The 21,060-nt window shown below is 40.8% G+C and carries 18 protein-coding genes; 17 read left to right on the top strand and 1 reads right to left on the bottom strand.

What is annotated here, in order from left to right; all coding sequences use genetic code 11:
• Nucleotides 1–47 precede the first annotated feature (47 nt).
• The 10 genes from murQ to ACIQZD_RS12285 all read left to right on the top strand — a co-directional run bounded on the left by murQ (nucleotide 48) and on the right by ACIQZD_RS12285 (nucleotide 11,908).
• Nucleotides 48–956, top strand: a complete 909-nt coding sequence (gene murQ / locus ACIQZD_RS12330) for an N-acetylmuramic acid 6-phosphate etherase (RefSeq protein ID WP_402903721.1) — start codon at nucleotides 48–50, stop codon at nucleotides 954–956.
• An 11-nt stretch (nucleotides 957–967) separates the two neighbouring features.
• The gene (locus tag ACIQZD_RS12325; RefSeq protein ID WP_101221915.1) at nucleotides 968–1,825 is read left to right on the top strand and encodes a MurR/RpiR family transcriptional regulator; all 858 of its coding nucleotides are present in this window, start codon (nucleotides 968–970) and stop codon (nucleotides 1,823–1,825) included.
• Nucleotides 1,826–1,857: 32 nt separating this feature from the next.
• Complete coding sequence (locus ACIQZD_RS12320; RefSeq protein WP_402902669.1) at nucleotides 1,858–3,228, top strand: PTS transporter subunit EIIC; 1,371 nt, start codon at nucleotides 1,858–1,860, stop codon at nucleotides 3,226–3,228.
• Nucleotides 3,225–4,235 carry a MupG family TIM beta-alpha barrel fold protein gene (locus ACIQZD_RS12315; protein ID WP_402902666.1) on the top strand — a complete coding sequence of 337 codons (1,011 nt, stop codon included), beginning with the start codon at nucleotides 3,225–3,227 and terminating at the stop codon, nucleotides 4,233–4,235. The genes ACIQZD_RS12320 and ACIQZD_RS12315 overlap by 4 nt, the downstream gene beginning before the upstream one ends.
• A 210-nt stretch (nucleotides 4,236–4,445) precedes the next feature.
• Complete coding sequence (locus ACIQZD_RS12310) at nucleotides 4,446–6,386, top strand: glycoside hydrolase family 3 protein (protein ID WP_402902660.1); 1,941 nt, start codon at nucleotides 4,446–4,448, stop codon at nucleotides 6,384–6,386.
• A gap of 13 nt (nucleotides 6,387–6,399) precedes the next feature.
• Nucleotides 6,400–7,638: an exo-beta-N-acetylmuramidase NamZ family protein gene (locus ACIQZD_RS12305; protein WP_402902655.1), complete on the top strand. Its 1,239-nt coding sequence runs from the start codon at nucleotides 6,400–6,402 to the stop codon at nucleotides 7,636–7,638.
• A 189-nt stretch (nucleotides 7,639–7,827) separates the two neighbouring features.
• Nucleotides 7,828–9,303 (top strand): N-acetylglucosamine-specific PTS transporter subunit IIBC, encoded by a 1,476-nt coding sequence (gene nagE / locus ACIQZD_RS12300; protein WP_402902652.1) that lies wholly within the window; start codon nucleotides 7,828–7,830, stop codon nucleotides 9,301–9,303.
• Nucleotides 9,304–9,672: 369 nt separating this feature from the next.
• Entirely contained in the window at nucleotides 9,673–10,101 is a 429-nt protein-coding gene (locus tag ACIQZD_RS12295; protein WP_402902649.1) for a DUF1801 domain-containing protein, read from the top strand.
• Between the two features lie 45 nt (nucleotides 10,102–10,146).
• Complete coding sequence (locus ACIQZD_RS12290; protein WP_402902646.1) at nucleotides 10,147–11,190, top strand: oxidoreductase; 1,044 nt, start codon at nucleotides 10,147–10,149, stop codon at nucleotides 11,188–11,190.
• Nucleotides 11,191–11,443: 253 nt separating this feature from the next.
• Entirely contained in the window at nucleotides 11,444–11,908 is a 465-nt protein-coding gene (locus ACIQZD_RS12285) for a hypothetical protein (RefSeq protein ID WP_402902643.1), read from the top strand.
• A gap of 87 nt (nucleotides 11,909–11,995) precedes the next feature.
• On the opposite strand, the gene ACIQZD_RS12280 is transcribed toward ACIQZD_RS12285, so the two are convergent.
• Nucleotides 11,996–13,183 (bottom strand): MFS transporter, encoded by a 1,188-nt coding sequence (locus tag ACIQZD_RS12280; RefSeq protein WP_402902640.1) that lies wholly within the window; start codon nucleotides 13,181–13,183, stop codon nucleotides 11,996–11,998.
• A gap of 123 nt (nucleotides 13,184–13,306) precedes the next feature.
• Here ACIQZD_RS12280 and ACIQZD_RS12275 point away from each other — a divergent pair, with 123 nt between their 5' ends.
• The 7 genes from ACIQZD_RS12275 to ACIQZD_RS12245 all read left to right on the top strand — a co-directional run bounded on the left by ACIQZD_RS12275 (nucleotide 13,307) and on the right by ACIQZD_RS12245 (nucleotide 21,060).
• Entirely contained in the window at nucleotides 13,307–13,753 is a 447-nt protein-coding gene (locus ACIQZD_RS12275; RefSeq protein ID WP_402902637.1) for a MarR family winged helix-turn-helix transcriptional regulator, read from the top strand.
• A 324-nt stretch (nucleotides 13,754–14,077) separates the two neighbouring features.
• Nucleotides 14,078–15,667 (top strand): long-chain-fatty-acid--CoA ligase, encoded by a 1,590-nt coding sequence (locus ACIQZD_RS12270; protein WP_402902634.1) that lies wholly within the window; start codon nucleotides 14,078–14,080, stop codon nucleotides 15,665–15,667.
• A 247-nt stretch (nucleotides 15,668–15,914) separates the two neighbouring features.
• Complete coding sequence (locus ACIQZD_RS12265) at nucleotides 15,915–16,346, top strand: hypothetical protein (protein ID WP_402902632.1); 432 nt, start codon at nucleotides 15,915–15,917, stop codon at nucleotides 16,344–16,346.
• 765 nt (nucleotides 16,347–17,111) lie between these two features.
• A complete protein-coding gene (locus ACIQZD_RS12260; protein ID WP_402902629.1) occupies nucleotides 17,112–18,215 on the top strand; it encodes an amidohydrolase/deacetylase family metallohydrolase in 1,104 nt (367 codons plus the stop codon).
• Nucleotides 18,193–19,302 (top strand): DgaE family pyridoxal phosphate-dependent ammonia lyase, encoded by a 1,110-nt coding sequence (locus ACIQZD_RS12255; protein ID WP_402902626.1) that lies wholly within the window; start codon nucleotides 18,193–18,195, stop codon nucleotides 19,300–19,302. The genes ACIQZD_RS12260 and ACIQZD_RS12255 overlap by 23 nt, the downstream gene beginning before the upstream one ends.
• Nucleotides 19,299–20,054: a 2-dehydro-3-deoxy-phosphogluconate aldolase gene (gene dagF, locus ACIQZD_RS12250; RefSeq protein ID WP_402902623.1), complete on the top strand. Its 756-nt coding sequence runs from the start codon at nucleotides 19,299–19,301 to the stop codon at nucleotides 20,052–20,054. Before ACIQZD_RS12255 ends, dagF begins: the two co-directional genes overlap by 4 nt.
• Entirely contained in the window at nucleotides 20,047–21,060 is a 1,014-nt protein-coding gene (locus ACIQZD_RS12245; protein ID WP_402902620.1) for a sugar kinase, read from the top strand. The genes dagF and ACIQZD_RS12245 overlap by 8 nt, the downstream gene beginning before the upstream one ends.

Here is a 21,060-nt window from a genome sequence, read left to right as displayed (position 1 = left end):
AATGAAATTATATTTAAGTAATTGTTTATGGGAGGATTTAATTGTCTATGGAAGAACACTTGCGTTCATTAACGACTGAATTACGGAACGAAAAGACAATGAATATCGACAGTGTAAATACGATGGAAATCATTTCTGCAATCAATAAAGAAGATTTTAAAGTGGCAGCAGCGGTTGAGGAGGTATTGCCAGAAATTGAAACGGTGGTTGAATGGGCTTGCGAATCGTTAAAAAAAGGAGGGAGACTCATATACATCGGAGCAGGAACGAGCGGAAGACTCGGTGTGCTGGATGCGGTGGAATGTCCCCCGACTTTCAGCACACCGCCTGATAGGGTACTGGGAATAATCGCAGGAGGGGAAAAGGCATTTGTTCGGGCTGTTGAAGGAGCAGAGGATAAAGAAGAGTTTGGGGAATGTGATCTGATGGATGTGGGCCTTACAGCTAATGATACGGTTATTGGCATTGCGGCAAGCGGCCGTACCCCTTATGTGAAGGGGGCTTTACGTTATGCAAGAAAAGTCGGGGCTAAAGCGGTCGCTTTATCATGCAATAAAAACGCGAGCATCACAGAAGCAGCTGATATAGGGATTGAAGTGGTTGTCGGACCGGAAGTGTTAACAGGATCCACGAGAATGAAAGCGGCAACCGCACATAAAATGGTACTCAATATGATTTCAACGGCAACCATGATCCGGCTGGGAAAAGTCTATGAAAATCTGATGGTTGATGTAAATGTCAGTAATCAAAAACTGAAGGACCGTGCAATAAGCATCATAGAAACTGTAACGAATGCTGACTATGATCAAGCATTGAATACGCTTGAAAAGGCAAATAATCAAGTTAAGCCAGCGATTGTCATGATAAAAACGGCAACAGATTATGAAAAAGCAATGGAGTTACTGGAAAATGCGGATGGAGATGTCAGAAAAGCCATCTCAATCTATGAAGATTAAGGAGGGAAGAAATGGCTACAGGAGGATTATCAATCATACAGACGATGTTGAGCAAGCTGCCGCAATCTGAACAAAAATTAGCAGAATATATTCTCAAAAATCCTCATGAAGTTGTGAACAGCACTGTACAGGAATTAAGTACGTCTGCCCAAACAAGCGGGGCTGCTGTTATTAGGTTGTGTAAGTCGCTTGGCATAAAAGGATTTCAAGATCTGAAAATAAGGATTGCTGGAGATTTGATGAAGACCGTTGAACAGGGCTACCGGGATATCGAGCCTTCCGAATCACTGTATCGGATTGTGGAGAAAACAACGAGTAATTCGATTCAGACCATCCGGGACACATCTGAAATAATCGATCACGATAATCTCAAACATGCGATAACGCTGATGCTGAATGCTAAAACCGTCCACTTTTGCGGTGTCGGTGCTTCGAATATAGTTGCGGCTGACGCTCAGCAAAAATTACTTCGCATCAATAAAGGGGCAACGGCTTTTACAGATATGCATTTAGTTGCAACCTTGATTGCAAATGCTGATGAAAATGATATCGTTTTTGCCATTTCATTCTCAGGTGAAACACCTGAAGTTGTCAATATATTGAAGCTGGCAAAAGAGCGTGGGGTCAAGACGATCGGGCTGACTCATTATGGCCAAACAACGGTATCTTCTTTGTGTGACGCCACACTGTATACATCCTTTTCGAATGAAGCACCGTTTCGAAGTGCAGCCACATCCTCACGATTGGCACAATTATATATGATTGACATTTTGTTTTTGGGGATGGCTTCAGAGCAATATGAAGAGACTGTCCAATATATTGATAACACCAGGTCTGCCATTAAATCGATGACAGATCGATATAAATGATTGATACGAGATTTGACAAAGGGGGCTTTTGAATGGGTAAGGGGGATAAGTACGCCAGTTTAGCCGAAGAATTATTGGGGAAATTAGGCGGGGCATCAAATGTTGCGGATGCTGCACATTGTATGACCAGACTAAGGGTACTTCCAATCGATCGTTCGAAAGTAAAAATGGAAGATATAAAAAATACTGAAGGCGTTTTTGGCGTCATTGAAGAGGAAACGATACAAATCGTCCTCGGGCCAGGCGTAGTGAACAAGGTTCATACAGAATTTGAAAAGCTTTTGGAAGATTCTTCAGGCAATTTGAACTTAAAGGACGTAGCCTCGAAGAATAAATCAGAGATTGATAGGAAAAATGCAAAACCTTTTAAACTTTTTTTACGCAGGATTGCAAGTATTTTCATCCCTTTAATTCCCGCCCTAGTGGCATCAGGTTTGATTACCGGTATTACAAAAGCAATCGTTCAAGCAGGCTGGCTAGCAGCAGAATCACAATTAGCCATCATTTTAACCGTTATCGGATCGGGGCTGTTTGCCTACTTGGGGATTTTGGTTGGGACCAATGCAGCAAAAGAATACGGTGGATCACCTGCACTTGGTGCACTTGCAGGTATTTTGGTCATCAACCCCGCCGTCGGCGACATTTCATTGTTCGGTGAAAATTTGCTACCTGGCCGCGGTGGATTGATAGGAGTCCTCTTTGCAGCTATTTTCATAGCCTTGGTGGAAAAACAGGTCAGGAAATTCATTCCTCAATCACTGGATATCATTTTGACGCCAACCATCGCTTTACTCATTACCGGCATTGTCACTTACATTGTATTTATGCCGGTAGGTGGGTTTTTATCGGATGCCATTACGACTGGGTTATTGAATGTATTGGATTTCGGCGGTGTTGTAGCTGGATTCGTCCTTGGTGCGGCCTTCCTCCCTCTCGTCATTACTGGTTTACATCAAGGTTTAACGCCTGTCCATCTAGAATTGATAAATTCGATTGGAGATGATCCACTGCTTCCCATTTTGGCGATGGGTGGCGCGGGCCAAGTGGGAGCGGCATTTGCCATCTATATGAAAACGAAGAAAGCAAGTTTGAAGAGAGCAATCGGAGGAGGCCTTCCTTCCGGGATGCTTGGTATCGGCGAACCTCTTATATTTGGAGTGACACTGCCATTGGGCCGGCCTTTCTTAACGGCATGTTTAGGTGCAGGAGTAGGCGGAGCATTCCAGGCTCAATTCGGAATCGCAACGTCGTCCATCGGTGTTTCCGGACTGCCGCTTACCTTTTTAGTTCATCCAAATCAAATCGCTCTGTTCCTCGCTGGATTGTTCATTTCCTATATAGCAGGATTTATTTTTACGTATCTGTTTGGATTTAAAGATGAAATGGCGGTTGAATTCAAGTGATCGGAATCTCTTTTTATCTACAAGACCCGCATGCAGAAACACAAATCATACATGCTGCTGACCTGGGAGTGAAGAGAGCATTTACCTCGCTTCATATTCCTGAAGAAAAGGGCGACCTCGTGAAGAGAATGATCAGGCTTTTAAAGCTTTCAGAGTCCTACGGAATGGAAATCCATGCAGATGTCTCAATAAACACGCTTGATCATTGGGGGATTAGCAAATTTACGGATTTATGGCCATTAGGTATTAAAGGTATTCGCCTTGATGATGGATTTGATAAAGAAACGGTCATATCTTTATCTAAGGTGTTTTCACTTTCACTGAATGCAAGTACGTTGAATGAAGATGAACTTTTAGCCGTGCTTGGAGACGGTGTGGAACCGGAAAATCTGATAGCTTGGCACAACTTTTATCCAAGGCCTGAAACGGGCCTTGAGGAAGAATTCTTTCATGAACAAAATCGAATGTTCAAGAAATACGGCATACCGATCTTTGCTTTCATCCCGGGTGCAGGAAGTAAACGCGGTCCAATTCATGAAGGTCTTCCAACGCTTGAAAAACACAGGTTGATGAATCCTTACGCTGCCGGTATCGATCTGTTTCAGCATGTGGAAGGAGTTTACGTTGGAGATCAAGGAACGGAGAATAATCTGCTTGAGAATCTGACCGCCTATAAAAATCAAAATATTCTAACTGTTAGAGCGGAATCCCGACTCTTGCATACCGGTCAGTACGAATTGAGGCCAGATGTTTCTCAAGATGTTTTCCGGCTGCAGAATACCCGGGTCACAGCAAATGTTGAGCCGAGTAATACAGTTGCACGCAGCCTTGGTTCCATAACGATGGACAATGATGGTTACGGAAGATATCGGGGAGAGGTCCAAATTTGCAAGAGAGACCTAGGGGCAAATCACCGAGTTAATGTGATAGGGCGAATTATAGAAGAAGATATTCCCTTGCTGTCCCTTCTAAAGCCTGGTCAAACGATAAAACTTATAATTGAGTGACCAATTGGGCTCTATGAATCAATTATACAGGGATAACTGGATATATTTCATAATGGCTTGTTAAAAGAGGCGGCTGACGGGATTCCCAATGCTGCCTTGATTTCTTTATAGGATCTATATAGTTCTTTTCCATTCATTTATACCCCTTCATGGTAGGGGTTATGGAATGCTGCTAAAAGAACTAAAAAGTATACAAGGGAGGAAGCCTAAATGATAAAAAGGATATGTGCCCCTGCTGGAATCGCATTATTCTTGGTTATATCCATTCTGGGAGGGAATGCGACAGCAAAAGGATCAGAGACTGAAAAAACGGTATCGGATATTCAGGAAATCGTAGCAAACATGACTGTCGATGAAAAAGTCGGTCAAATGCTCATGCCGGATTTTCGCAATTGGAAAAAACAAGGAGAAGCGAAGGCGACGGGGTTTATTGAAATGAACTCAGAAGTTGCAGGCATCATCAAAAAATATCATCTGGGCGGTGTTATTCTGTTTGCTGAGAATGTAGTCGATACCGAACAAACGGTACGGCTCACCGATGGTTTGCAGATGGCAAGCCCGGACCTTCCGCTGTTCATAACGATTGATCAGGAAGGGGGAATCGTAACTCGCCTTCAAACTGGAACGAACCTTCCTGGTAATATGGCACTTGGTGCAGCCAGAAAAGAGAGTTATGCTTATCAATCTGGAGAAATCATTGGCAAGGAATTGTCGTCACTTGGCATAAATGTCAATTTCGGGCCTTCTGTCGATGTCAATAATAATCCTGGAAATCCTGTTATTGGCGTTCGTTCCTTCAGTTCTGATCCGGAACTTGTAGCAAAGATGGGCATTCAAACGATAAAAGGATTGCAAAATCAGAACACGATAGCGACGACCAAGCATTTCCCCGGTCACGGAGATACAGCAGTCGATAGTCATTATGGTCTCCCCCTTGTTTCTCATGATAAAGAACGTTTGCGTTCCATCGAGTTGATGCCATTCCAAAGGGCCATCGAAGCTGGAGTTGATATGATGATGACTGCACATGTTCAATTTCCTGCATTCGATGACACTACGTATATCAGTAAAAAAGACGGTCAAGAGATTATGGTTCCTGCAACGTTGTCACATAAGGTCATCACGGGTCTATTACGTGAAGAAATGGGTTTTGACGGTGTTGTGGTTACAGATGCATTGAATATGAAAGCCATCGCGGACAACTTCGGACAGGAAGAAGCTGTTGTCCTTGCATTGAAGTCTGGAGTTGATATTGCATTGATGCCTGCACAGGTTAATTCGCTTCAAATGGAAAAGAATTTAACCTCTGTATTCAATGCAGTGAAGGCAGCAGTGGCAAGTGGGGAAATTCCTCTAAATCAAGTCAATCAATCTGTAACGAGGATACTTGAACTAAAAGTGAAAAGAGGGATATTAAACCCTGATGAAACTCCGGTAGATAAAAAAATCGAAACCGCGCTTCAAGTGGTAGGGAATGAAGATCATTTGAAAAAAGAAAGGAAAATCGCGGAAGATGCCATCACCTTATTGAAAAATGAAGACAAAACATTGCCTTTCAAACCTAAGAAAAATGATAAAGTTTTAATTCTTGCTCCTTTTGATGACCAAGTTGAATCCATGTCCAGGAGCATCAGCGAATTAGCTGATAAAAAGAAAATAAAGAAAGTCCAAATAACAGGTATGAGTTTTTCAGGTAAGTCATTTACAGATCAAGTGGCCAGACTCATTGATGAATCGGACTTCGTCATAACTGGTTCCTATGTTGTCAAAAACGATCCGGCTGTCAATGATGGAGTGATCGATGATAGCATTCAAGATTCTTCGAAGTGGGCAACAGCCTTCCCTAGAGCGGTCATGAATCATGCTAATAAGAAAGATAAAGAATTTGTTTTAATGAGTTTAAGAAACCCTTATGATGTTGCAAACTTTGAAGAAGCGAAAGCGGTTCTTGCAGTTTACGGGTTCAAAGGGTATTCGAATGGGCGTTATAGACAGCCGAATATCCCGGCAGGCATCTCTACCGTTTTTGGAGAATCAAAACCTAAAGGCACGTTGCCGGTCGATATACCATCAGTAACTAAGCCCTCTGAAAGTCTTTATAAATTTGGATATGGATTAGATATTAAATCTGGAAGACCCATTAAAAAATAGGGAGGGAAGCATTTTGAAAAGAATGATAGTCCTATTTACCATTTGTCTGTTGACTTTCGGCATTGTTTCCTCAAAAAGTGTAACCGCTGTTAAAGAGAAGAAAAAACAAAAGGTCAGTCCCGGTATTGAAGTCCTTTTAAAAGAAGAAAAGAACGTGTTAAGCGGAAAGAAAGTCGGTTTGATTACGAACCCAACTGGCATCGATTCAAAATTAACCAGCATCGTCGATCTACTTCATGATGATCCGGACATTAATTTGACAGCGTTATTTGGTCCTGAACATGGAGTGCGTGGAGATGCGCAAGCTGGCGCAAGCGTTGAATATTATATTGATGAAAAAACAGGGTTGCCCGTTTATAGCTTATATGGCAAAACGAAAAAACCGACGCCTGAAATGTTAAAGGATGTTGAGGTCCTTGTTTTTGATATCCAGGATGTCGGAACACGCTATTACACTTATATCTACACGATGGCATATGCAATGGAAGCAGCCAAAGAAAATGATATCCCCTTTATCGTGCTGGACCGGCCGAACCCACAGGGCGGGGAGTCGGTAGATGGGCCGGTACTTGAACCTGAATTCTCATCGTTTGTCGGTTTGTACCCAATACCGCTAAAGCATGGGATGACAGTTGGGGAACTCGCTACTTTGTTCAATAAGGAATTTAAAATTGGTGCAGATCTAAAGGTCATCAAGATGCAAGGCTGGAAGCGAGATATGGACTATGATGATACTGGTCTCCCTTTTGTCTTGCCGTCACCGAATATGCCGGCAGTTTCCACTACTTTCGTATATCCGGCTACAGGCTTGATCGAGGGAACGAATGTCTCGGAAGGCAGAGGAACGACTAAACCATTCGAATTGATTGGTGCTCCTTATATAAACAGTGATGAGCTTGCTGGGAAATTAAATGATTTAAGGTTACCTGGCGTAAAATTCAGGGCAGCCTCCTTTACACCTACATTTTCAAAACATGCAGGTAAACTCAGCCACGGAGTGGAAATTTATATAACGGATAGAGAGGAATTCAAGGCTGTCCCTACTGGACTTCACATCATCAAGACCATTCAGGATCTATATCCTGGTGATTTCGAATTCCTTGCAGCCAAAAATTTCAATTTATTGATAGGCAATGGCTGGGTAATGTCAAGAATTGAAGAAGGTTCATCAGTCAATGAAATCATGAAAGAATATCAAGTAAAGCAGGATGCTTTTAAAAAGGTTCGTAAAAACTACTTGCTCTATAAATAAGTGAAAAAAGAAAAGTCCGGTTGGGCTTTTCTTTTTTTTATGAACTTTCGATGGAGGAGTAAATCGCTAAGACTTATTCCTGAATATAGCCAACTTTATAAATGAAATGAAGTTCTAAAATGGAAGGAACCGTTGTCTAATAGAATATGGGGTTTGCCCTAAATCAGTAATTGACAGGAGGAAAGCGGGATGAAAAAATATCTTCAAAAAATTGGACGTTCCTTGATGCTGCCAGTAGCCGTATTGCCGGCAGCCGCCATTTTAATGGGGATCGGTTATTGGATAGATCCGGCAGGATGGGGAGCGGAAAGTCCGTTAGCAGCTTTCTTAATAAAAGCAGGTTCTTCGATCATTGACAATATGGCTATCTTGTTTGCTGTTGGAGTGGCGTTGGGGATGTCGAAAGGAAAAGATGGAGCCGCCGCTTTGAGCGGGCTGGTAGCCTATCTAGTTGTAACGACATTGCTTTCCACGGACTCGGTGGCGATGCTGCAGGGAATTGATGCAAAAGATGTAAATCCAGCATTTGTGAAAATAGAAAATGCATTCGTCGGAATCCTCTCGGGCCTTATAGCGGCAGCTATGTATAATCGGTTCAGTAAGGTCGAGCTGCCGGATGCACTCGCTTTCTTCAGTGGTAAACGCCTTGTCCCGATCCTTACTGCGGTTGTCATGTTACTGGTTTCCCTTATATTATTCTTCGTATGGCCACTCATCTACTCCTGGTTAGTTATATTTGGGGAAGGAATAAGTGAATTAGGTGCTGCTGGAGCAGGACTCTATGGATTCTTTAATCGGCTTTTGATACCAACAGGTTTACATCATGCGTTAAACTCCGTATTCTGGTTCGATGTAATAGGACTTAACGATATCGGTAAATTCTGGGCTGGAACAGGAATAAAAGGAACCACAGGCATGTATCAAGCCGGATTCTTTCCCGTCATGATGTTCGGTTTGCCGGCAGCGGCTCTTGCCATGTACCATACTGCAAAATCACGGAAGAAAAAACAAGTGGCCTCATTAATGCTAGCAGCCGGTTTCGCATCATTTTTCACAGGCGTCACTGAACCGTTGGAATTTGCTTTCATGTTTGTTGCACCAGCCCTATTCGTTGTGCATGCCTTATTAACAGGAATATCATTAGCTATTGCTGCGACTTTCCAATGGACAGCAGGGTTCGGTTTTAGTGCAGGATTCATTGACTTTGTTTTAAGTTCAAGGTTGCCATTGGCCAATGAACCGTATATGCTACTTCTTCAAGGACTGGCTTTTGCTGTCATCTACTATTTCTTATTCCGATTCTTGATAACAAAGTTCAATTTAATGACTCCCGGCAGAGAAGATGATACAGAAGATGAGCTTGATGGCGGAGGAGCGATTGCGGAAGCAGACAGCAGTCAAGGCGGGAATAATGAGAGTAAATTCTTTGGAATGGCTTCCGCTATTTATGAGGGATTAGGCGGAGACGCAAACGTTACATCTGTAGATAACTGCGTTACCCGTTTAAGAGTTGAAGTGGAAAATATGGGAGCTGTCGATCAGAATAAAATCAAATCAACAGGGGTTGCTGGAATCAATATCGTGGGTCCCCAAAGCATTCAAGTCATCGTAGGGACACAGGTACAATTCATAGCTGATGAAATTGAAAAAATCCGGCCGCAATAGGTCTGGATAAACTGCATTTTGCCTTTTAATGCAAAAATCTACGATCAGAATTATATTTTCTGATCGTAGAGATTTTTATGATAAAGTACTGATTTTTAACGCACAAAAGATTTATCTTTATAAACTCTGCTCTTAAAATAGAATAAAACGAATCAATGTTCTATAATATATAAGGGTATTGAATGAAGGATTTGCCAGGAAGCTTGGAGAACTAGTAATGAAGATCGTCCGCCAATCATTGATACATCGGTGATGAAGGCTGTATACATACATATCAACCTAAAAACACGTTTTATAGGGTACTAAGATACTGAGCAAGCGATATCTTATGAATTTTTTCTACCTTTTAATATAAGGGAGGTTCCGGTCATGTATAAACAAAAAACCAAAGAAACTGACAGTAGTGTCATTGAGTTCATTGAGAACGTCGATAATGCGAAAAAACGTGAAGATGCATACGAATTGTTGGATGTTTTTACCGAAACGACAGGTTATGAGGCAAAGATGTGGGGACCGAGCATAATTGGGTTCGGTACCTATCATTATAAATATGAATCAGGTCACGAAGGCGATGCCCCCCTGGTAGGCTTCTCGCCTCGAAAAGCAAAAATCAGTTTATACTTTGCTCCGGGAGACAAAAAAAGAGAAGAATTGTTACAGGCATTTGGAAAACACACTTCCGGAAAAGCGTGTGTGTACATCAATAAAGTGGCAGATATCAATATTAATGTATTGAAAGAATTGATTAATCAATCTGTCAAGTTTTTGAGAGATACATACCCGGACAATGAAATATAATAAAATGTATGATTAAGAGGAACAAGAAAGCGAGTGGGAACGAAAATGAGAAAAATTAAAGTGGGCATAGTTGGGTACGGATTGTCAGGAGCTACTTTTCACGCGCCATTACTAAGTGTTTTAGGGCAGTTTCAAATAGCGAAAGTTGTCAGCTCCAATAAGGAAAAAGTCCAAAAAGATTTGAAAGATGTGGAAGTGGTAAGCAGCTTAGAGGAAATACTTGAAGACCCGTCCATTGATTTGGCTGTTATTACGACACCGAGCGGTTTACATTATGAAATGGCCAAGCAAAGCTTGTTAGCAGGGAAGCATGTCATCCTTGAAAAGCCAATGGTAGTGGAAGCTTGGGAGGCGGAGGAGCTCATTAAGATTGCCGAGGAAAAGAATCTGCTGTTAAGTGTCTATCATAACCGGAGATGGGATAATGACTTTTTGACCGTGAAAAAACTTATGGATGATGGAGTGCTTGGGGAAATCAATACATACCAAGTCCATTATGATCGATACCGGCCTGTGGTCAGGGATAGATGGAGGGAAAAACCAGGCCCGGGATCAGGCATGCTTTATGATTTAGGATCACATCTCATCGATCAAGCACTTCATTTGTTTGGATTGCCGCAATTCGTTTGGGCAGATGTATTTTCCCAAAAAGAAAATGCAGAAACGGATGATTATTTCCATGTAATATTAGGATATGAAAAGCTGAGAGTTATCTTGCATTCAGGCTCAATCGTTCCGTTTAATGGACCGCGCTATCAGGTGCATGGAAGTAAAGGATCATTTATCAAGTACGGTCTTGACTGCCAAGAGGCAGCCCTAAGTGAGGGAAAAAAACCGATGGATGACTCTTGGGGTGCAGATGAACCCGAATTCTATGGTAAGCTGGTTACGGTTGAAGGTGAAAATGAGACACATGAAACCATTGAAACACTGCATGGATCTTATTTAACATATTACCAGGAAATTGCCGATAGTATATTGAGCGGGAAAAAAGCTCCAGTAACCGCCCAAGAGGGATTATCGGTCATTAAAATCATTGATGCGGCTTTTGAAAGCAGTAAAGGGAAAAAAGCCGTATATATTAAATGAAATTCATTTTCCCCTAATAACAATATAAATGAGAAAAACTGAATGATAAGCGGCCTTATTCTCTTTTAGAGGAAAAAGGCCGCTTTTTGTTTTGGTCAAATAAAATCATTAACTTAAGGAGCAAATACTCGAGAATTCGAATGTTACGCAAGATTTTGAGCTGCTTCCACATGAAATTAGAGCGAATATCCAATAGATTGAGCGTTTACTAGTGAATTCGTGCCATTTACTCGTGAGTTTGGAGCAAATACTCGTGAGATTCATCCATTTACTCGTGAATTTGAAGCATTTACTCGTGAGTTGGAATGTTACGCAAGATTTTGAGCTGTTTTCGTATGAAATTGGAGCGAATATTCAAGAGATTGGGCGTTCACTCGTGAATTCGTGCCATCTACTCGTGAATTTTATGCCAATACTCGAGAATTCGAATGTTACGCAAGATTTTGAGCTGTTTCGGCATGAAATTAGAGGGAATATCCAAGAGATTGAGCGTTTACTCGTGAATTCGGAGGAAATACTCGTGAAATTCATCCATTTACTCGTGAGTTTGGAGCAAATACTCGTGAAATTCATCCATTTACTCGTGAAATTGGAGCAAATACTCGTAAATTCGAATGTTACGCAAGATTTTGAGCAGTTTCAGCATGAAATTTGGAGCGAATATCCAAGAGATTGGGCGTTTACTCGTGAATATACAGTTTTGGAGGATTTCAATTGATATAAAAATCATAATGAAAAACCCCCGAATGGCGGCTGCTACTCGGGGGTTTTGTTAAGGCATGAAACTTGAAATGCCTTCTAAGCTCTAGGATAATGCCTTTGCATGAAGAGATCGTTTTTGCCAAGCCATGGTAATCATCAAAGTAATGAATAAAAGGATAAGGCCCAACATGAACGGATAGGTAATGTGGACATCATACATCATTCCGGCAAGTGTAGGTCCGAGCACATTTCCGATGCTCATATAAGCATTATTCATACCCATTGCAAAGCCCTGCTCATTCCCTGCCATCTTGGAAATCAGTGTGTTAAGAACTGGACGCAAGATGGAAGTGGAAAGGAAGATGATAAGTGAAATCAAAAAGAAAATCAGGTAACTTGTAGCAAAAAGTGATAGAAGGAAACCGATTGCTGCAACACTGATAAAGATATTCAGCACCTTCACTTCCCCGAATCGCTGTACGATCCGGTCGACGACAAACAGTTGCACTATTACACTGACGATACCGGTGGCTGTAACCATGACGGCGATGTCCTTAGGACTTGAATTGAATTGATTATCAAGATAAAGACCAATTACAGATTCATATGCCATTAAGCCAAAGCTCATTACAAGAGTAATGATGAGTGGTATGAAATAAGGCATTTTCACGGATAAGGCAATCTTCCGAATCATCGTTTCAGTTTTTGCATCCATGGATTGTGCAACCTGTGCCGTTTCGCTTTCTTTTAAAACAAAAATCGAAAATACCACAGCTGATAGGGATACCAGCGCAGAAATCAAAAAGGGAAACTTCAAGCCAAAGTCAGCTAAAAAACCTCCAATTCCCGGACCGACTACAATTCCCAGGGACATGGCGGCAGATACTAAACTATTGCCTTTGGCGCGTTGATCAAATGTGGTTATATCGGCTACATAAGCAAAAATTGCGGGTATAAGCAAAGCTGCTCCGATCCCGCCAATGATACGTGAAGCATATAATAACCAAATGGAATTCACTGCATAAAAAATAAACATGGATAATGTCAAACCGACCAATCCATAAATAATCATTTTTCTCCGCCCGAATTGGTCAGTCCATTTTCCGGCAATTGGCGAAAAGATAAGTTGTGCACCCGCGAAAATGGCGATCATTAGGCCAGCGGCGGTTCCGCCTTGATTAATGGAGGCCAGGTATGCTGGTAAAATGGGAATGATGATACCGAAACTTCCTATTGCTATAAACATATTGATCATGAGGATAATGATCTTTTTGCGTTGTTCTGCTGACATGGACAGCCTCTCTCTCTCTCTTTAAAAATCAATAACCAATTTAATTCGCATGGTTAATTTTTTGATACGTTAATTATGTTATAGTTTTAGACAGATAGTGTCAATAAGAAAGGATTGTCAAACATGAATTCAAGTGAATTGTATAATTTACATCTAGAGATCAGGGAACTAAGCAGCCTATCACAAGAATTGGTTGAACCGTTATTGGTTAAATATGATTTAACTTCTGTACAGTATCGCGCATTGCAATTAATAGTCTTGAATGACTCCATAGCTGTTAAAGATGTTTCGAATCATTTGAAGATTAAACCTGCGGCAGGAACTGCACTAATTGATCGGCTTGAACGGAAGAAGTTGATTGAGAGGGTACACAGTGAGGATGATCGGCGGGTAGTTTTTATCCAATCCACCGAAAGTGGAAGGAATACCTATCATTCCATCAATAAGTGTTTTACCAAAATCTTTCGTGACTTTTATAGCGTCCTAAATGAAGAGGAAACGGAACGGCTCAAACAAATCGTTGGGAAACTTACCGAACATCTGTCGTCATGCATAGAGAATAAAATATAGTCTTCCTGACGTGTACAGTTTCCATTATAATAGAAAGAAGAAGCACTATATTAATTTTTATGTTGCCTTTTTTGAAAAAAATATTTATTAAAGCAGTGAATTTCACTGTTTTTAGGAGGTTAATTATCAGAATAATTAAAAAATATTTCAAGTATAAACGTCATTCAATAATTTTTTTATGGTGTAAGTAATCCATTAAAGAAGGTATGACGGCTGGAAAATGAATATGTATCAAAAGGATAAGAAGTTTTTTTCTCAGGATTCATCATGACGAACCAGGCAGGGTGCTGTATACAAAGAATCTGAAAAGAAGGAGATGGTAAAATGTTTTCCCCATTAACTCCAATGGATTGGAAGCGCAGGGCCGTAAAATATTATCCTCATAAAGTGGCAGTCATCGATGAAGAGAAAGAGTTTACATATAAGGAATTCGGGCAGCGAACAGATCAACTTTCCAAAGCATTGCATTCTTCGGGAATTGAAAAAGGCGACCATATTGCAGTAATGTTGCCAAATACGCATTATATGTTGGAATGTTTTTATGGCATTTGTCAAATGGGAGCGGTAATGGTTCCTTTGAATTATAGGCTTGCTGCAGAGGATTTGGAATATATCATCAAGCATAGCGATTCAAAAATGTTGATAGTCGATGAAGAATTCACCGCTCCGATCGAAAAGGTCATTACTAGACTATCATTAGAAAAAATCATTATCGTGCCTGTTGAAGGACATGAAACCACTTTAACTGGGATAGACTATGAGAATTTCATTTTGCATGCAAATGATGATGGACTGCCAGAGGTTACGATTGATGAAAATCAACTTTTGACTATAAATTACACGAGTGGAACGACTTCAAAACCAAAAGGGGTAATGTTGACCCATCGCGGGAATTACATGAATGCAGCTAATTTCATTTATCACCTTGGAGTGAAGCATGACGATGTATACTTACATACCCTGCCAATGTTTCATGCAAATGGGTGGGGGGGTGTATGGTCGGTAACGGCTACTGGCGGGACCCATGTATGTTTAAGGAAAGTTGATCCCCCTCTTATCCTCAAATTATTCGCCCGGCATAATATTACATTATTATGTGGAGCACCTACTGTCGTCAATATGCTAGTGAATGATCCTAAAGCAAAAGAAACAAATATCAAAGTGCGTCCAAGGATGGCAACAGCAGGTGCTCCTCCAGCAGCAGCGCTTATACAAAAGGCACAAGAAATCCTTGGTTTGAATATGATTCACGTTTATGGATTAACAGAAACTTCCCCTTTCATCCTATATAACGAGTGGAAGGAAGAGTTTGAAGCTAAGTCGGCGGACGAACAAGCAATAATAAAGGCAAGACAGGGTATTGAATTGGTTTTCAATGGGGAAACGATGGTAGTCAATCAAGATGGAAAAGCAGTCGCTTGGGATGGAAAGGAACTGGGGGAAATCATAACTCGCGGCAATGTTGTAATGGAGGGATATTATAAGGATCCGGAAAAGACGGCCGAAGCAATTCGGGATGGCTGGTTTCATACAGGGGATCTGGCGGTGACCTATCCTGATGGATATATTGAAATACAGGACAGGGCTAAGGATTTAATCATTTCCGGCGGGGAAAATATTTCTTCAACAGAGGTGGAAGGGGTATTGTATAATCATCCACATGTTTTGGAGGCGGCGGTCATTGCCATCCCAGACGATAAATGGGGAGAAACGCCTAAGGCAATCATTGTGCTGCATCCCAATGCGGAAGTGACAGAAAATGAGATCATTACCTTTTGCCGCTCAAAAATGGCCCACTTTAAAGCTCCGACAAAAGTTGAATTCGTAAAGTCTTTACCGAAAACGGCAACAGGTAAGCTACAAAAATACCGTTTGAGGGAAATCCATTGGAAAGGATCGAAAAAGGTAAATTAAAGGCTTTCATTATAGGGATAGGGACGGGTTGTCATAAAATCAAATAAAGTGCTGCAAATAACAAGACCAAGGATGCTTTTAAAATAGCATTCTTGGTTTTTATAATTATCGAAAGCACCCATTTCTCTGTAATACTAGGAGCGGGATAAATTAATTAACGAGGGCTTCTAAATGAAAGATTTGACTTAGTGTAATATATATTAGTGATGATTTTATACAAATTCAACCAACAGCAAGCATCATTGAAATGAGCAAACCTATTGCTCATCAAGCAAAACTAACAAATACCCAATTAGGAAGGATGGTAAAGGCTCATCAAAAGGGAACATCATGGTTAAGCATCGTAAGTACTCTTGTGTTTGCAGGTGGCCCAACCGCACCAGCAGGAGTAGCTACTGCACTAGCATCAGCACTTGCTGGCAGTCCTAACAGTTTAATAGCAGCATATTATTCCGGAAAACACGCTTATCATGTATCAGTCTATGCTAGTGGTAAAAAAACAAGTTTATCTAAAATAACTTCCACAATAGGGTTGACTGTTGTTGAAGGTATTGTTTCATTTTTCTCTTTTGCCAATGTATTGGGGACATGTGAGACTACTAATAAACTTATTATTAGTAGTGAAAATAAGGGCTTTTTCTTCATTTTCATAACACTACCTTATGAAATCTTGGTATAATCTAATACTATATAACTATATATGGGGGGGCAAGGTAAATATGGAAACTAAGGAAAAAGGTTTTAAAACAGTAATGATTGTATTATTTCTATATGTCTAGGTTTTATAATCAGGATGCCCTAGTAATAATAGCTGATCGAAATATATTTTCTATGTACAACATAGACTTATTAATTTTATTTATAGCAATAATTGGATTAATTATATGGTTGAATAAAAAGAAAAAAAGGATATAAATCAGTTTGTACACAAAATGGGTTCTATCTAAATTTTGAAACAAAGTTGATTGGAGCGATTGTTTGGAGGCAACGTTCAAATTGTCCAAACTGTTCAAACCCTTAAAATCTTTTTGAGTTTGTTTTTAAAAGCACCATTTCCGGATAATTAGAGTAGGAACTTACAGCATTGGTTATTTGTAACAACTCTTAAAAAAATAAAAGGAGGGAGTAAAAACAATCTGTTTTTACTCCCTCCTTTTTTTATGAATAGCACGAAAAATTTTTAAAAACCTAATGAGATCATATTATATGAAGAAACTAAGAAGCACATCGAAAAACAAACGATGATCTATTAAAAATTCTGTAAATTTAAATCAAACATTATAACGTTATATTGATTAGTTCGAAAAAATATGATAATCTATTTTTGTAAAGAGAAATGAAATGAAATGAAATGAAATGAAATGAAATGAATTCTCATACGATTCAATGTAACCGTATACAAAGTACTTGCAATCGATAGGAAGTATCGAAAAGGATGAGGGAGATGACAGATACGTTAGTTCTGAGGAATGTAAAGATGTTAGAGGGAAATGCAGCGGACATCATACTGGAAAATGGGATGATTAAAGAAATCGCACTTCCCGGAACTGCAACAGGGGATAAGATAATAGATTATGATCAAAAAGTTTTTGTTTCGAGCGGATGGATTGATATGCATGTACATGCTTTCCCGGAATTCGATCCTTATGGTGATGAGGTTGATGAGATTGGATATAAAACTGGTGTAACAACGGTCATTGATGCAGGAAGCACGGGGGCAGATAGGATATCTGATCTGGTTAGCAGTTGTGAAAATTCCAAAACGAATGTTTTCGCCTTTCTGAATATTTCACGGATTGGATTGAAAAGGATTGATGAGTTATCGGATATTTCATGGCTGGACGAAGGGGAATTAAGGAAGGCAATTTCCAAGTACGGGGATTTTGTCGTTGGACTTAAAGCGAGAATAAGTAAAAGTGTGGTTGGTCCAAATGGTGTCGAGCCATTAAAGATCGCTAGGAAGTTCTCGGCTGAAACTGGTTTACCATTAATGGTCCATATCGGTTCAGGGCCGCCTGATATTAAGGAAGTCCTTGATTTACTTGAGGAAAAGGACATTATTACACATTTCTTAAATGGTAAAGCGAATAATTTATTTGACGTAAGAGAAGAGCCACTGCCTGAGTTAAGTAAGGCGATTGAACGTGGTGTTCATTTGGATGTAGGTCATGGAACGGCAAGCTTTTCTTTTAAAACTGCCGAAATGGCAAAAAAGCGGGGAATCCGTTTCAATACGATCAGTACGGATATATATCGTAAAAACAGAGAGAATGGGCCAGTTTTTAATATGGCAAATGTGCTTACAAAATTTTTGTACCTCGGTTATCCATTAAAAGAAGTAATAGATGCCGTTACGGTCAATGCAGCAGCTTGGTTGCATAAACCAGAGCTTGGCAGGATTTCAACTGGGGATATTGCAAACTTAACCTTATTCTCGATTGAGAATGAACAGACCCTTTTATTGGATTCCGACGGCGAAAAAAGGATGGCAGAAAAAAGAGTTGTTGTTAAAGGAGTGGTTATAAATGGAGAATTCATTGAATGCTAAATACGGCTTGAAAAGAGTCATAAATGCAAGCGGAAGAATGAGCATATTAGGGGTTTCTGCCCCAACTGACACAGTGATGGACGCGATGAAAAAAGGTGGGCAAAATTATGTTGAAATTTCTGATTTAGTCGATAAGTCAGGCCAGCATATAGCGAATTTGCTTCATTCTGAAGCAGCGGTCGTCGTAAACTCAGCATCAAGTGGAATTGCGCTTTCCGTAGCGGCGATCGTGACTGAAGGAAACAGAAGGAAAAGTGAAAGGCTTCATCAAGACCTTATTCAAAAGAATGAAATCATCATGCTGAAAGGCCATAACGTTCAGTATGGTGCACCGGTTGAAACCATGATTTACCTTGGTGGCGGAAAGTTGGTTGAAGTTGGGTATGCAAATGAAGGGAAGGCAGAACATATTGCGGATGCCATAAATGAAAATACTGCCGCCATTTTATATGTGAAATCGCATCATGCTGTCCAGAAAAATATGATATCGGTCGAAGAAGCATGGGAAGTGGCCAAAAAGAATAGCATCCCTCTGATTATCGATGCAGCAGCCGAGGAGGATTTGGAAAAATATGTACAATTCTCCGACTTGGCGATCTATAGTGGATCAAAAGCCATTGAAGGACCCACATCAGGTATCGTTACTGGCGGAAAAAAGTATATCGAATGGGTAAAGGTTCAACTGCACTGTATCGGAAGGAGCATGAAGGTTGGAAAGGAAACTACCTTTGGGCTGCTTCAGGCATTGGATGAGTATTTTGTCAAGACAGATAATAGCGAAAAAGAAAAAGCTAGTTTACAAGTTCTCACATCACTTGACTCCATTGATGGCGTAAAAGTAACGATAGTGCAGGATGAAGCCGGCCGTGCCATATATAGAGCCCGTATTTCCATTGATCCTTTGATAACGGAAACAACGGCGAAAGAAGTGAACGAGCAGCTCAGAAATGGGGATATTGCCATTTATACACGTGATTATGGGATACGGCAAGGGTTTTTCGATATAGATCCGCGTCCATTGCAAGGTGATGATATACATGTCATTGAAGCACAATTAAGAACCATATTAGGAGGAAAACAAGGATGACAAACATAAACAAACGGTTATTGAATGATCGTGTAGCCTTAAATGTACTTGCAAATAGTGTAGAAAATGCAGTGGAAGTCTTTGAAGCGGCGGAAGGCCATGTATTGGTTGGCGTACTCTCAAAAGATTATCCAACTGTGGAAGCTGGTGTTACAGCAATGAAAGAATACGGGGAAGCCATTGATGAGGCCGTTTCAATAGGATTGGGCGCGGGCGATAATAGACAGGCAGCAGTTGTCGCAGAAATAGCAAAATACTATCCAGGCAGTCATATTAACCAGGTTTTTCCGGCTGTTGGTGCTACGAGGGCCAATTTAGGTGAGAAGGATAGTTGGATCAATTCACTTGTTTCTCCAACTGGGAAAGTCGGTTATGTGAATATCTCCACTGGTCCAGTAAGTGCAGGTGCAAGTGAAACTGCCATTGTGCCTATCAAAGCTGCCATTGCGCTTGTTCGCGATATGGGAGGAAATGCATTAAAATACTTTCCGATGAAAGGCCTGAAGCATGAAGATGAATATCGTGCTGTGGCAAAAGCTTGTGGTGAAGAGGGATTTGCTTTGGAACCAACAGGTGGAATCGATTTGAATAATTTCGAGACCATTTTAGAAATTGCATTAGAAGCAAAAGTGCCTAAAGTCATTCCCCATGTATATTCTTCCATCATCGATGAAGAGACTGGTAAAACGAATGGTGAGGATGTACGGGAATTATTGGCCATAACAAAAAAATTGGTTGAAAAATATGCCTAAAAGGATTGTGGCATTCGGGGAAGTTATGATGCGTTTGCAGGTACCAGGGTATGAATTGCTATCACAGGCTAACACTCTGCAATACTCCTTTTCAGGCACGGGAGTAAACGTAGCTTCTGCGATGACAAAGCTTGGACATGAGGGGGATGTCGTGACCAAGTTACCGGATAACCCCCTTGGGGATTCAGCGATTTCAGCTTTGCAGCGCTTAGGAATTGGAAGGAGCTTCATCTCCAGAGGCGGCAAATACATGGGGATGTACTTTTTGGAAAATGGTTTTGGACAGCGGTCGAGCCGTGTCACATATTCCAATCGACTGGAAAGCAGTTTTAATACAGCCACCTTATCCGATTATGATATGGATAGGATTTCGGAAAGTACGGATATCATCCATTTTTGCGGAATCACGCTTGCAATGGCGGAAAATGTACGGGAAAGTATGAAGGCGCTGGCTGGAAAAGTCAAAGAGAAAGGCGGTACAGTCTGTTTCGATTGCAATTACCGTCCCTCTTTATGGGAGGGAGGTTACGCTGACGCAAAGCCTCATTATGAAGAAATGCTTTCTCTGGCTGATATCGTCATGATGAATGAGAAAGACGCCCTATATATTTTAGGAATGAAGTCAGAAGGCTCCACAAGGGAAGAGCAGCTTATTGAGTTGATCCCTGAAGTAGCCAAGAAATTCAATATTCAATCGATAGCAGGGACACATCGTTCAATCAACAGTGATAATAGCCATACATTGAGGGGGTATATATACAAGGAAGAGACATTTTACTTTTCCGATATCCTATCATTTTCCGTATATGATAGAATAGGTTCAGGCGATGCTTACACAAGTGGAATCCTACATGGCGAATTGCTAGGATATTCCCCTGAAAAGACAGTTCGGTTTGCGGCTGTTTCAGGAATGCTGGCGTGTACTGTCGTTGGAGATACTCCATTGGCAACCGAAAAGGAGATACTCTCGGCAATGGAAGGTAAAATGGAAGATATTAAGAGATAA

The organism is Peribacillus sp. NPDC096447, from assembly GCF_044762725.1.
Classification (GTDB): domain Bacteria; phylum Bacillota; class Bacilli; order Bacillales; family DSM-1321; genus Peribacillus.
The sequence above is the reverse complement of the archived record's forward strand: the minus strand, read 5'-3'. Positions and strand labels throughout refer to the sequence as shown.